The sequence below is a fragment of the Mesorhizobium sp. M2A.F.Ca.ET.042.01.1.1 genome (assembly GCF_003997405.1).
In the GTDB taxonomy this organism is placed as follows: domain Bacteria; phylum Pseudomonadota; class Alphaproteobacteria; order Rhizobiales; family Rhizobiaceae; genus Mesorhizobium.
Genome location: NZ_RZRX01000179.1, coordinates 1 through 13,566, shown reverse-complemented (window position 1 = coordinate 13,566; position 13,566 = coordinate 1). Strand labels below are relative to the sequence as shown.

The window sequence follows — 13,566 nt, the reverse complement described above, 5'->3', positions numbered from 1 at the left end:
CTCATACACCGAAGCTTAAGGCTTTGAGCGAGCAAAGGGAATCACCCCTGCCGTTGGACTGGCCAAAGCCCACAACCGTCCACAACGAAAAGCCGGCGCGGCCCTTTCGGCGGCGCCGGCTTTCGGTGTGTTGGGACGGATCAGCGCGACACGAAGCAGTTGCCGCCGGCCGCCTTGTAGCTCGTGCAAAGATTGATCGCATCGTTGCGCGACTGGGCCGGGACGCGGACGCGGTAGAAGGTGCCCTTGCCCGCGACCTCGGCCTTGACGATGTTGGCGGTGCGACCGGAGAGCACGCTGCCATAGCGGCGCTGCAGATCCTGATAAGTGGACTGCGCGCTTTGCACCGTCGGCTGCGAGGCGATCTGCATCGACCACGAGCCGCCGCCGGCTGCCGCCGCCGGATCGATGGAAGCGACCTGGTCCGGCTTGACCTCGCCGACGATATCGACCGGCTGGTCGGACGGACGCGCCGGCGCCACCGGCACCACCGCCGGTGTGTCGGCCGACTGCGCCTTGGCTTCAGCCTTCTTCGTGGGCTTCGCCGGCTTCACGGTCGCCGCATCGGCCTGACCCGTATCGGCCTGGCTCGCATCTGAAGCCACCGTTCCCGTCTGCTGGCCGTCGGAGGCCGGCGCGACATGCTGCGGCGCCGGATCGCTCGGCTCGGCCGCCGCGACCTTCGGCGCGGCCGGAGCCGGATCCTCGCGCGGCACCAGCGAGCCGTCAGGCTTGACCATCATGGTCTTCACCTTGCGCGGCGCGACGGCGACGACATCGTTGTTGTTGGCAGTGTTGGCGGCATCCTGCTGCAGCACCTGCGCGATGCGGTCTTCCGACTTCGGCGCCGGCGCGGCCGGCTGCGCGCTTGCCGGTGCGGCAGGCTGGGCGCTTTCGGGCACAGCGGCTTGTTCGACGCCGGGCAACGCCGAGCTTGTATTGCCGGCGGCACCAGCGCCGGCCGCGGCGTCGTCGTCGGTGGGCGAAAGATCGACCACGCGGCTCGGCGGCGGTTCCTTCGAGGCCAGGTCCACGGGCTGTTCGGTGGTGTTCACCAGCTTCTGCTGCACCGGCTCAGCAGGCTTTGCCGCGCCGCCGCCCTTGGCGACCGCGTCATAAACCTTGTTGTCCTGGTTCGGCACCACCGCGCCACCCGGATTTTCGGGCTTCACCTTGATCGGCGAATTGTCGGCCTTGACGATCACCGGAGCCTCGCTGCCGCCCTTGCCTCCAAACGAGAAGGCCAGCGCGCCAAGGCCGCCGAGAACCACCACGGCTCCGACCAGCCCCGCGATCATCATGCCGCGACGGCGCGGCTGCGCCGCCTCGCGCTCGGCAAGCCCGGGGATCGCCATCGCCTCTTCAAGCTCAGGATCGTAATCGAGCTCGTCGGTAGCGAATTCGTCCGCCTGTGAGACCGGCCGGCTGCCGGGCAGATCGTCAGCGTCGTAGTCCTTCGCGGCAGCGAAGGAAGCCTGAGCGGCCGGAGCCGCCGGAGCCTCGGCCCGCAAGTCGCGACGGTCATAGCCGTTGAAGCCCGCGCTGTAGCTTTCGTCGTCATAGCCACGGTTCTGCACGGGCGCCGACGCGATCTCCGTCGCGTTCATGTCGGTGAGCAGGCTCGCGAATTCCGCGTCCAGATCGTCATAAGCAGCGGCGGCCGGCTGATCCTCCTCGAAGCTGAGCTCCGGAATGTCGAGGTCGTCGGCGAGCGCGACCACGCGCTCCGGCACATCGACCGTCTCGACGTCCGGCACCTCGTCATGTTGGCGGGGCTGCGGCGCAGCCATCGGGGCCCGCGCCGGTTTGGCATAGGCGGAAGAATCCGGTGCCGGCTCGTTGCGGTAAGCAGGCGCGGTCATCTGCAGCGGCGCTGAAGGCGCTGCCACCTGCACCGGCGCCGCTGGGGCCGGCTGTGCCGCAAACGAGGCTTGCACCGGCGGAACGGCGGTCGGGGTCGAACGGCTCCACGACCTTGTCTGCTCGACCGGTGTCGGATGCATCCAATCGGACGAATTTGCCGGAGACCTCGCGCTGGCGGCCGCCGCCTGCTCGGCCTCGACACTTTTGGCGAAAGCGGCGCCGAAGGCGTCGTCGTCGAAATCAATGTCCTGTTCGGCCGCCGAAGGTCCGGCGCTGGAGGGCTCGGCCTTGGCCGAGGCTGCAAAATCCTGGCGGTCGAGCTCGTTGGCGAGCAGGTCGTCCAGGTCGCTCTCGACCGGCTGAGCGTCCTGCCCGTTCTGCGCCGGCTGGTGCTCGTCGAGATCCCAGTCGAGATCGTCAGCCGTCGTGATCCCACCGGCGTGGCTCGCGGATTCCGCAACCAGCCGTGGCGCGGGAGCAGGCTCCTTGACCGTGGGCATCGGCCGTGCGGTCATGGCGCCGAGCAGCGCGTTGAGCTCGTCCTCCAGGCTGCGCTCGCTGGCGGCCGGCTTTGCCGGTTCCACTGCCGCGACCGGAGGGACCAGAGCAGCAGCAACTGGTGCGACTGGAGCAGCGACGACCGGAGCCGGCTCTGCCGGCTGCAATACGGCGGCGGGCTCGACGGCCGGAGCTTGCGGCTCTTCGTTCAGCGCGTCGCGGAAGCTCAGCTCGAAATCGTCGTCGAGGGTCAGCGCGGCGGAAGGTTCGGGCGCGGCGGATCCCGGCTCAGCGGCAAAGCGGGCGGCCTCCGCCTCGACCATCGGCGCCGGCTCGTCGGCGAGCGACAGCTCCGGCTCCTGAAAATCCTGATCCTGGCCGAGATTGATGTCATCGCCCGGCGTCTGGTCGAAATGGCCGGCGAAATCATCTTCGGAGATCAGCGGGGCGGCTGCATGAGCTTCGGCCGGCTCGACGGCCCGCGCATTCTGCTCGGGCTCATGGCTTTCAAACGACAGCTCGTCTTCAAGCGACATGTGGACCGCGCTGTCGAAATCGGCGTCGAAAGCCTCTTCGCTCACGGCCTGCATGGCTTCGACGGCATCCTGACGGGCGTCGGCCAGCTCGTGATGGTCGAGCTGGAAATCCTGGTCCAGCGAGGCCGCCATTTCATGGTCGATCGAAAGGTCATCTTCGACCGGCGCGATATCGAGCGAACTGGCGACGGCCTTGTCGAAATCATCGTCGAAAGCGACCTCCGGCTCTGGGGCGGCCTGCTGCTCTGGCTCGAAACGCTCAGATGCGAAATGCCCCTCTGGCGCGACTTCCGGCTCCGCGGCGAAGTGCGGTTCTGGAGCGAACTGCGGCTCCGGTGCGCGCGCCACGGCGAAGTGGGCGTGATCAGCCGCGTCGTCAAAGACGAAATCCTGCTCGAAGGACGCGGTGAGCTCGTCATCATTCGCGCCAGCACTTGCAGCCTCGAAGGCCGGCTCATGGCTGATCTGGTGGATGGCAGCCTGCTGAGCGACCGGCGCGCTTTCCTCGACGGAATCGAACTCGCCCATCAACTCCTTCTCGAGGTCGATGTCGAAATCGTCAGCCTCCGCAACGTTATGAGCCGGCATGGCCTTCTCGGCCGCGGGGGCCGGCTGTCTTACCGGCTGGCGCGGGTCGAAACCCATGATCCGGGTCAGTTCCGCGAACGGATCATCGTCGGCGATATCGTTGTGGTCGGCTACTTTCAGCGGGGTTCTGTCTGCCATTATTGTTCCCGAACTCGCACAAAGTCGGACGCCATGGACGTCGCGCAGGGTTGGCCCTTACCAGCGCAATGTGGGCAAAAGGTGACAGGTTTTTTAGTTAAACCTAACGCATTTCCGTGGGCGCGTCTGCCCCGATCAGCGTCAGGCCGGAGGTCAAGACATCCGAAACAGCCTGCACCAGCCCTAGTCTGGCATAGGTTGATTCTCGGTCGTTAACCTTAACAAAACGTAAGTCCTGATTGTCGTGGCCGCGATTCCACTGTGCATGGAAGCCTGAAGCCAGGTCATAAAGGTAGAAAGCGAGCCGGTGCGGCTCCAGCGAAAGCGCCGCGGACTCGATTAATCTTGGATATTCAGCCAGCTTGCGGATCAACGCGATCTCGCCCTCGTCGGCCAGCGCAGCGACGGAAGCCGCGAGCCGGTTGCGGTCGAAATTCGCCTCGCCGAGCTGCTCGCTCGCCTGCCTGAAGACGGAATGGCAGCGAGCCGAAGCGTACTGCACATAGAACACCGGATTGTCCTTCGACTGCTCCGTGACCTTGGCGAAGTCGAAATCGAGCGGCGCGTCGTTCTTGCGGTAAAGCATCATGAAGCGGATCGGGTCGCGGCCGACCTCCTCCACGACATCGCGCAAGGTGACGAAATCGCCGGACCGCTTCGACATCCGGACCGGCTCGCCGTCGCGGAACAGTTTGACGAGCTGGCAAAGCAGCACGGTGAGCTTGACCGTATCGCCGGCCACCGCCCGCGCCAGCGCCTCGAGCCGCTTCACATAGCCGCCATGGTCGGCGCCGAGCACATAGATCAGGTCGACGAAGCCGCGCTCGACCTTGTCCTTGAGATAGGCGACGTCGGCGGCGAAATAGGTGAACGAGCCGTCGGACTTGACCAGCGCCCGGTCCATGTCGTCGCCGACCGCGGTCGAACGGAACAGCGTCTGCTCGCGGTCTTCCCAGTCATCGGGCTTCTCGCCCTTCGGCGGCGGCAGCTTGCCCTTGTAGATATGCCCCTTGAGCGTCAGGTCGGCGATCGCCGCGCGGATCTTCTTGGCGTTGTCGGCATGCAGCGTGCGCTCGGAGAAGAACACGTCGTGATGCACGTTGAGCAGCGCCAGATCCTCGCGGATCATCGCCATCATCGCGTCGACGGTGCGATCCTTGACGATCGCCAGGGCCTCGTCTTCGGGCATCTCCAGCAGGCCGAGGCCGAATTCCTCGGCCAGCGCCTGGCCGACGGGGATCAGGTAGTCGCCCGGATAAAGCCCGGGCGGAATCTCGCCGATGGCTTCGCCAAGCGCCTCGCGGTAGCGCAGGAACGCCGAGCGGCCGAGCACGTCGATCTGGGAGCCGGCGTCGTTGATGACATATTCCTTGGTCACGTCGTAGCCGGCGAAGGCCATCAGATTGGCGAGCGTGTCGCCGACCACAGCGCCGCGGCAATGGCCGACATGCATCGGGCCGGTCGGGTTGGCCGAGACATATTCGACATTGGCCTTGCGGCCGCCGCCGATGGTCGAGCGGCCGTAATTGCGCCCCTCGCCAAGCAGCGCCGCTAGATGCGCGTGCCAGAACGCGTCCTTGAGCCTGAGATTGACGAAGCCAGGCCCGGCGATCTCGGCCGAGGCAATATCGGCGTCGCCCCGCAGCGCTTCGGCGAGTTTTTCGGCAAGCGCGCGCGGGTTCTGTCCAGTGGGCTTCGCCAGCACCATCGCCGCGTTGGTTGCGAGGTCGCCATGGCTGGCGTCGCGCGGCGGCTCGACCGCGATACGCGACAGGTCGAGCGTGCCCCCCTCCTTGTCCTTCAGGTCAAGGGCTTCGACGGCGTTTACGATCCGCGCGTTGAAATCGGCGAAGATATTCATTGGAAGTGCTCTGGGCTTTAAGAGGCGACCGGCCCAACGGCCGGCAAATCGAGGCTCGCCCTAGCTCAAATCGGGCGTATGGTCAAACAGACGCCGATGTTCCTTCAAGGCATAGGTGTCGGTCATGCCGGCCAGGAAGTCGGCGACGCTGCGCGCCTTGATGCGATCCTCGGCCCGGTCGAGCCCCTCGCGCCAGCCATCGGGCATGGCGCGCGGATCGGCGAAATAGACGTCGAACAGCTCGCGCACGATCTGTTCCGCGTCGGCCCGCACCCGCATCACTTCCGGGTGCCGGTAGAGATGCTTGTAGAGGAAAGCCTTCAATTCCTTCTCGGCCACGGCCATGCCGGCCGAAAAGGTCACCAGGGTCTCGCCCGCGGCGCGCACCGCATCGGCGCTGTCCGGTTTCAGACGCTCGATATTGGCGGTGGTCGATGCGATGACATCCTCAACCATCAATGTGATCTGACGGCGCATCAGCTCGTGGCCGGTACGCACATTGTCCAGCCGAGGATATTTCGCACGCACGCCCTTCAGGATGGAGCCCGGCAAGCCGACCTCCCCCAACATCTCCAGCGTCAGCAGGCCGGCGCGCAGGCCGTCGTCTATGTCATGGGTGTTGTAGGCGATATCGTCGGCGATCGCCGCGCATTGCGCCTCGATGCCGGCGAAGCGGTCGAGCTCAAGGTCGTGCAGCTCCGAATAATCGCGGATCGCCTGCGGCACCGGACCTTTGAGTCCCTTCCCGCTCGCATCGGTCAACGGGCCATTGTGCTTGACCAGCCCCTCCAGCGTTTCCCAGGTGAGGTTCAGCCCGTCGAATTCGGCGTAGCGCCGCTCGAGCCTTGTGACCACGCGCAGCGACTGCGCGTTGTGATCGAAGCCGCCCCAGGCGGCCATTTTCTCGTTGAGCGCGTCCTCGCCGGTATGGCCGAACGGCGTGTGGCCGAAATCATGGACAAGCGCCACGGCCTCGGCGAGATCCTCGTCGCCGCGCAGCGCCCGCGCCAGGGCGCGCGCGATCTGCGCCACCTCGATCGAATGCGTCAGCCGGGTCCGGTAATGGTCGCCCTCATGCGCGACGAAGACCTGCGTCTTGTGCTTCAGCCGGCGAAAGGCGGTGGAATGGATGATGCGGTCGCGGTCGCGCTGGAACGGCGTGCGCGTCGGGCTTTCGGCCTCCGGGAACAGACGCCCGCGCGAACCCGCCGGGTCGCTCGCATAGACGGCGCGCGGCCGATAGCCGAACCCGATGTCGCCGAGGGCATCCTTGCCCCGCTGCTCTTCCATTGACCCACCAGTTGACTCAGGCCTGCCCGCTTCATACCTATCATGTGAAACCGAAAGCAAGGTGACGCCGATGGGCGCGGATGCCAAGACTGCCATGAAGGTCGAAATGACCGACGCCGCGGCAAAGCGGATCGCCAGGATTGTTTCCGGCGAACCGGGCAAGACGGCTCTGCGCGTCTCCGTCGAGGGCGGCGGCTGCTCCGGCTTTTCCTATAGATTCGACCTCGTCGGCGACCGCAATGATGACGATGTCGCCATCGAGAAGGATGGCGCGACGATCCTGATCGACGACCTTTCGCTGGTCTATATGGGCGGCTCGGTGATCGACTTCGTCGACGACCTGATGGGCCAGTCCTTCCAGATCAGGAACCCGAACGCGGTCGCCTCCTGCGGCTGCGGCACCAGCTTCTCCATCTGATCGACCGGACTTCGCAAGCCTATGACCGGTGCGAGCCGGCTAGCGCGTGCCTGTCCCCTGGCTTTGGCAGGAATGCGGCCGGACGGCCTTTCTAAAGGTCCGCGCAGGCAATACGATCCGCTTCGTCGAACGCCTTCCGTCCGAACAGCATCGAGGCCTGCATGAAGATCGTCACTTGGAACATCAACGGCGTTCGCGCCCGCATCGGCAACCTCACCCATTGGCTGACCGAAAGCGCGCCGGACATCGTCTGCCTGCAGGAGATCAAGACGGTCGACGAGCAGTTCCCGCGCGCCGAGATCGAGGCGCTGGGCTACAATGTCGAGACCAACGGCCAGAAGAGCTTCAACGGCGTCGCCATCCTGTCGAAGCTGCCCTTCGACGAGGTCAATCGCGGCCTGCCTGGCGATGATGCGGACGACCATGCGCGCTTCATCGAAGGTGTCTTTTCCACCGACCAGGGCGCCCTGCGCGTCGCCTCGCTTTATTTGCCCAACGGCAATCCGGTCGAGGATGAACGGAAGTTTTCCTACAAGCTTGCCTGGATGGCGCGGCTGGAGCGCTGGGCGGAAGAACGGCTGCGGCTGGAGGAAGCGCTGGTGCTGGCCGGCGACTATAACGTCATTCCCGAACCCGCCGATGCCCGGTTCCCGGAAAACTGGCTGGGCGATGCGCTGTTCCAGCCGCAGACGAGGCAGGCCTTCCGCCGGCTGAAGAATCTCGGCTTCACCGAGGCGGTGCGCTCGGTGACCGACTCGGCCGGCGTCTACACCTTCTGGGACTACCAGGCCGGCGCCTGGCAGAAGAACAACGGCATCCGCATCGACCACCTGCTGCTGTCGCCGGAAGCCGCCAACCGTTTCTCGTCGGCCTCGGTGGAAAAGCACGTCCGCGCCTGGGAGAAGCCCTCCGATCACGTGCCGGTCGCGATCGAGCTCAGCCTGCAGCCGGCCTGAGACGCCGCCAAGACCCCGATATCGCCACAAATCCCGTCTTCTATGCAGGTTGCTGTGGGGGTTGAATGGCGATCCGATTTCTTTTCAGGCCGGTCGGCCTTGCCTTGGCGCTTGCCGCCCCGACGCCCTCGCTGGCTGCACCGGCCTGTTTGGCCAACGGCAAGTCCTTCAATGTCGGTCAGACGGCATGCCTGACCATTGCCGGCGAAAGCCATCTCGCCCGCTGCGACATGGTCCTCAACAACACGTCCTGGACCAGGATCAAGGACGAATGTCCGGGAGACGCGCCAAAACCGCATCCCACATCGATCTCAACCCCGACGCCCGGTCCGACGCCGACGGAGCCGACCGAGAACTGAGGCTCCGCTGATCTCCCCCCTTGAGGGGGAGATGTCGCCGAAGGCGACAGAGGGGGTCGCCGCGCGTGAAGCGCCAACGCCCTTTGCGATGCCAGACGAGGTTGGCGCTTCACGCGAAATGACCCCCTCTGGCCTACCGGCCATCTCCCCTCAAGGGGGGAGATTACCCTGCGCTTACTGATCGCCGTTGTTGCCCTTGGTCAGGATATCGTCGGCGAGCGAGATCGCGGTCCGGCGATCGGCCTCGCCGGCCGCGGCGAATGCCTCTTCCTGCATGCTGCGGATCCAGGGCTGGTCGGCTGCCGGAGCCCGCTGAAGCGCCGCCGTCATCATCGCCAGGCCGCGCACGATCTTGCCGCTCTGGAACAGGAGGTTGCCGAGCGTCGCCTGCGCGCCGGCGTGGCCCTTCTCGGCTGCCAGCTGCAGCCAGCGGCCGGCCTGCTTGACGCTCGCCTTCACGCCGCCCTCGCCCTTCAGGAACATCCGGCCGATCTCGAACTGGGCGTTCGGATTGCGGTAGTTGGCGGCGGCGCGCATATAATATTCCTGCGCCGCGACTTCGTTCTCCTCGACCGGCGTGCCGGGAATGCCCTTGCGCAGATAGTCGCCGAGCGCCACCAGCGCGTCCGAGACGTAGCTTTCCTCCGGCGAGCCGGGCTCGACATCCTGGTCGACGATTTCCGAGAAGAACTTGAAGGCGGCATAGTCGTCGCGCGTCACGCCGTCACCTTCGGCATACATGCGCGCGAGCTTCCAGGTGGCGCCGATCTGGCCGTTCTCGGCGGCGTATTTATAGGCCTCGACCGCCTGGTCCTTGTGACCGCTCTTGTAGGCCGAGAAGCCGAACTGGAACACCGCCCACGGGCTCGACTGCGGCTTCACGCCGGTCTTGTCGTCGAACACCTTGTCGTCGAAGGCCATGGCCTGCCCGACGGCGCCCAAGGTCGGAAGCGCGACCAGTGCCGAAAAGACAGACGACCTCAACACCTCAGATGTCCGCATAGCAGTGCGTTTCTTCTGCCCCACCCGGATGAGTCACCGCGCCGTCGCGGGCCGACCCCACCGTTTGCGCATATTTCCAGATCGCGCCGGACTGGTAGTCGGTCTTGCGCGGCTTCCATTTCTTTGCCCGGGCCGCCAGCTCGGCGTCCGACAGGGCCACTTCGATCGTGCCGTTCACGGCGTCGATCGAGATCACATCGCCATCCTTGACCAGCCCGATCGGTCCGCCGACCGCCGCCTCCGGCCCGACATGGCCGATGCAGAAGCCGCGCGTGGCGCCCGAGAAGCGTCCGTCGGTGATCAGCGCCACCTTGCCGCCCATGCCCTGGCCGTAGAGCGCAGCCGTCGTCGACAGCATCTCGCGCATGCCCGGACCGCCGCGCGGGCCCTCATAGCGGATGACGAGAACCTCACCCTCCCGGTAGTTGCGCTGCGTGACCGCTTCGAAGCACTCCTCTTCCGAATCGAAGCAGCGCGCCGGCCCTGAGAATTTCAGTTCCGACATGCCCGCGACCTTCACGATCGCACCTTCGGGGGCAAGGTTGCCCTTCAAGCCCACAACGCCGCCTGTCTTGGTGATCGGCCGATTGGCGGGACGCACAACATCCTGGCTCTCATTCCAGGCAACGTGCTCCATATTTTCGGCCAAAGTGCGGCCAGTGACCGTCATGCAGTCGCCGTGCAGATAGCCGTGATCGAGCAGCGTCTTCATCAGCAGCGGAATGCCGCCGGCCTCGAACATATCCTTGGCGACATATTTGCCGCCCGGCTTGAGGTCGGCGATATAGGGGGTCTTCTCGAAGATCGCGGCCACGTCGAAGAGGTCGAACTTGATGCCGGCCTCATGCGCGATCGCCGGCAAATGCAGCGCCGCATTGGTCGAGCCGCCGGTGGCGGACACCACCGTCGCGGCATTCTCCAGCGCCTTGCGCGTGACGATGTCGCGCGGCCGGATGTTTTTCGCGATCAGTTCCATGACCTTTTCGCCCGAGGCGAAATTGAAGCGGTCGCGCATCTCGTAGGGCGCCGGCGCGCCGCAGGAATAAGGCAGTGCCAAGCCGATCGCCTCGGCGACGGTGGCCATGGTGTTGGCGGTGAACTGAGCGCCGCAGGAACCGGCCGAAGGACAGGCCACCTGCTCGATCTCGAGCAGTTCGGCATCGCTGATCGTGCCCACCGAATGCTGGCCGACCGCCTCGAACACATCCTGCACGGTGATCTGCCGGCCGCGATAGCTGCCGGGCAGGATCGAGCCGCCATAGATGAAGATCGAGGGCACGTTGAGGCGCACCATCGCCATCATCATGCCGGGCAGCGACTTGTCGCAGCCGGCAAGCCCGACAAGGGCGTCATAGCAATGGCCGCGCATGGTGAGCTCGACCGAATCGGCGATCACCTCGCGCGACACCAGCGACGACTTCATGCCTTGGTGGCCCATGGCGATGCCGTCGGTGACGGTGATGGTGCAGAACTCGCGCGGCGTGCCGTTGGCGGCCGCCACGCCCTTCTTGACCACCTGCGCCTGGCGCATCAGCGAAATGTTGCAGGGCGCAGCTTCATTCCAGCAGCTCGCGACGCCGACCAAAGGCTGCGCGATCTCGGTCGCCGACAGGCCCATGGCATATAGGTAGGAACGATGTGGCGCCCGCGCCGGACCTTCGGTCACGTAGCGGCTGGGCAGCTTGGCCTTCGAGATTACCCTGGCGTCCATACTCGTCCTTGCCGCACACCCCGCGGCCGGTCCCCTCGCCGCGCCAACCTGGCACGCATCCCGGGACATATCTCGGGTGCTCCGGGTTTATGGCGGGAAATGGGCAGTTCCCTCTGTCGGACTTCTACAGGAGGGGTTGTTCAGAAAGTGTTGCCGAAACGACACAATCGCATCGGGCGCCGGCTGGGCAGCGAATCTGGAATATCGGGCCGAGAGTTCAGGCTGGACGGTCGGCCACACAACAAAAAGGCCGGGCATTGCCCGGCCTTTTCGGTGAATTTTCAGAGGCTTAGAACTTGATCTTGAGGCCACCCGAAATCGCTGTGACCAGATCGTTGCCAACGTCATAGGTAGCGTCTTCGCCCGCGATAAAACCATTCTCGTCGGTAAGCGTTCCGGAATGGCCGCTGGTCATAACTCCGATGGCCCCGGCCAAGCGAAACTCGATGTTTGGCCGAGGCGTGTAGGCAACGCCGCCGCCGAGCGTCCAAGTGTCGGTTTGGACACCATAGCCATGCGAGGTGCCGCGATCCCAAGTAAGCTGGCCAGCGGCACTCCATTGATCGTTGAACTTGTGGCCGATGCCGCCGGAAACGGTCCAGCCGTCCCGATACATGAGGTCGAGCGAAGTCGGTCTGACAGCCGGGTTCGCCACTCCGCTGTTACAGGCGGCACCGAGCGCCTTCGACTGTTCGGTACAAATCGGAACAATCTGCAGAACGCTCCAATTCACCCATTTGACCGAGCCAAAAGCGAGCCAGCCGGGCGCGATGCCCGACTGCAGCTTGAACTCGACCGTGTCCGGCATGGATTGGGTTGGAGCGTAGATCGGGGTGGAGACGACGCCACCGATGTCCAACGTGCCAGAAATGTTGTCGAGCTTCACCTGCGAATTGTAAACAAGGCTGGCGCGCAATGCGATGTCCGGGATTTCATACGCAATACCCGCACGCCACCCCCAACCGCTGCTGTCAAGATCGACACGCCCGACCATGGGGCCAAAGCCGATGTCTGTTAAGCCTTCCTTGAAGCCGTAGACCTTCTGATAGAATACACCGCCCAGGAACCGAAGCTGGCCTTTGCCCGCGTCAAACTTATACGAACAGGTCGCCGCGTAATTGTCGCTCTTGATGTCGGTTTCAATGTTCGAAACCGCGCCGTTCCAGTTACTACCAGGCGCGGTATGTGCGCCCCAAGGCTGCGAGTAGTCGAACATGCAGTCTACACCCTGGACGACCTGGGCTTTGACGCCGATGCGCGGAACCCAGTAAGGCTCCGCTCCGTCTGCCGTAGAACTAAAGCCCGGGCCCAGGGGAGCCCCGCCAGGACCAAGTGCATTCTTGTACTTGCGATCCGGCATCACATAGGTCGCTTCGGCTTCCGTTGCGACAGGCGCCGGATCGAACAGCAGATCGATGTCGTAGCCGCCGCGCTCCAGACCGCCGGCATGCGCGGGATGCATCGCGGCGCCGATCAACGCGATCGAAAAGCAGCCTGCCCCCGCCAGAGCTTTGAGCCGCAGAATATCCATGGAAATCCCTCCCCGAAATACAAGTGGCTCAAGCTAGAACCAATTCGGGTTAACGACGCAACAACGTTTTCAAGAGCTGTACATGTACACCTTGACAGCACGCATTTTCGCCATAGTGAGAGGCGCCGCAATTGGTGCCTAAATCGCGCCAACCGCGATCAAATGGCAGAAGAACTGCGAAGAAAAGACCCAAAACAGGGCAAAAACAGCCGATTTTGAGGCCGACAGGCCCCCATTGTTACATTATGGCAACAATGGGGCGCAAACTTTCCGTTTACGTCAAAATTAACGTAGCGGCACGCCCATTTTCGAGGCAGCTAAAGCGCGTCGCGATCTTTCAGATTCGCTCCATGCGCTTTAGGTCTTTGGTTTTACGCATGTCTTTATCCCGAAACCGGTTCCCACTTTCGGGAGACATGCTTTAACGTACCGGAAAGCACCTCCGCAGCGAGGGCGATTCTTGCCGCTCAGCCGGCGTCGCGAACCCTTGTCAAAGCCACCGATAGCTTCTCCTGCGCCTCGCGATATTCGGCGAGTTTCTCGCGCTCTGCCTCGACCACCTCTTCCGGCGCGTTGGCGACGAACTTTTCGTTGGAAAGCTTCTTGTGCAGGCGGGCGATCTCCTCGGTCACCTTGGCCAGTTCCTTCTGCAGCCGCGCGGCCTCGGCCTGGAGGTCGATCAGGCTGCCGAGCGGCAGGCTTATCGTCGCCTCGTTGAGCACGATCTGGGCCGAGCCCTTTGGCGGCGCGTCGACCAAGGCGATATCGCCGACGCGCGCCAGCCGCTTGATCGCCTGGGCGTGACGCTGCAGCCG

The 13,566-nt window shown here is 64.4% G+C and carries 9 protein-coding genes and 1 pseudogene; 3 read left to right on the top strand and 7 right to left on the bottom strand.

All coding sequences use genetic code 11. The features are described from left to right. Nucleotides 1-140: 140 nt before the first annotated feature. The 3 genes from EOA23_RS23640 to EOA23_RS23630 all read right to left on the bottom strand — a co-directional run bounded on the left by EOA23_RS23640 (nucleotide 141) and on the right by EOA23_RS23630 (nucleotide 6,774). The gene (locus EOA23_RS23640) at nucleotides 141-3,623 is read right to left on the bottom strand and encodes an SPOR domain-containing protein (RefSeq protein WP_127305917.1); all 3,483 of its coding nucleotides are present in this window, start codon (nucleotides 3,621-3,623) and stop codon (nucleotides 141-143) included. A 103-nt stretch (nucleotides 3,624-3,726) separates the two neighbouring features. After that, nucleotides 3,727-5,484: an arginine--tRNA ligase gene (argS, locus tag EOA23_RS23635; protein ID WP_127305916.1), complete on the bottom strand. Its 1,758-nt coding sequence runs from the start codon at nucleotides 5,482-5,484 to the stop codon at nucleotides 3,727-3,729. A 60-nt stretch (nucleotides 5,485-5,544) separates the two neighbouring features. Continuing rightward, nucleotides 5,545-6,774, bottom strand: coding sequence for a deoxyguanosinetriphosphate triphosphohydrolase (locus EOA23_RS23630; RefSeq protein ID WP_127305915.1), 1,230 nt, complete (start codon nucleotides 6,772-6,774; stop codon nucleotides 5,545-5,547). Between the two features lie 70 nt (nucleotides 6,775-6,844). Here EOA23_RS23630 and erpA point away from each other — a divergent pair, with 70 nt between their 5' ends. The 3 genes from erpA to EOA23_RS23615 all read left to right on the top strand — a co-directional run bounded on the left by erpA (nucleotide 6,845) and on the right by EOA23_RS23615 (nucleotide 8,507). Beyond that, nucleotides 6,845-7,192 (top strand): iron-sulfur cluster insertion protein ErpA, encoded by a 348-nt coding sequence (erpA, locus tag EOA23_RS23625; protein ID WP_127305914.1) that lies wholly within the window; start codon nucleotides 6,845-6,847, stop codon nucleotides 7,190-7,192. Nucleotides 7,193-7,353: 161 nt separating this feature from the next. After that, a complete protein-coding gene (xth, locus tag EOA23_RS23620; protein WP_126060393.1) occupies nucleotides 7,354-8,148 on the top strand; it encodes an exodeoxyribonuclease III in 795 nt (264 codons plus the stop codon). 65 nt (nucleotides 8,149-8,213) lie between these two features. Further along, nucleotides 8,214-8,507 carry a hypothetical protein gene (locus EOA23_RS23615; protein ID WP_127305913.1) on the top strand — a complete coding sequence of 98 codons (294 nt, stop codon included), beginning with the start codon at nucleotides 8,214-8,216 and terminating at the stop codon, nucleotides 8,505-8,507. 174 nt (nucleotides 8,508-8,681) lie between these two features. On the opposite strand, the gene EOA23_RS23610 is transcribed toward EOA23_RS23615, so the two are convergent. The 4 genes and pseudogenes from EOA23_RS23610 to EOA23_RS23595 all read right to left on the bottom strand — a co-directional run. After that, nucleotides 8,682-9,509, bottom strand: coding sequence for a tetratricopeptide repeat protein (locus EOA23_RS23610; RefSeq protein ID WP_127305912.1), 828 nt, complete (start codon nucleotides 9,507-9,509; stop codon nucleotides 8,682-8,684). Beyond that, on the bottom strand, nucleotides 9,496-11,220 hold the full coding sequence (ilvD, locus tag EOA23_RS23605) for a dihydroxy-acid dehydratase (protein ID WP_127305911.1): 1,725 nt from the start codon (nucleotides 11,218-11,220) through the stop codon (nucleotides 9,496-9,498). Before ilvD ends, EOA23_RS23610 begins: the two co-directional genes overlap by 14 nt. Nucleotides 11,221-11,509: 289 nt before the next feature. Further along, complete coding sequence (locus EOA23_RS23600) at nucleotides 11,510-12,751, bottom strand: OmpP1/FadL family transporter (RefSeq protein ID WP_127305910.1); 1,242 nt, start codon at nucleotides 12,749-12,751, stop codon at nucleotides 11,510-11,512. 467 nt (nucleotides 12,752-13,218) lie between these two features. Further along, nucleotides 13,219-13,566 (bottom strand): annotated as a pseudogene (locus EOA23_RS23595) (valine--tRNA ligase); the annotation flags it as partial.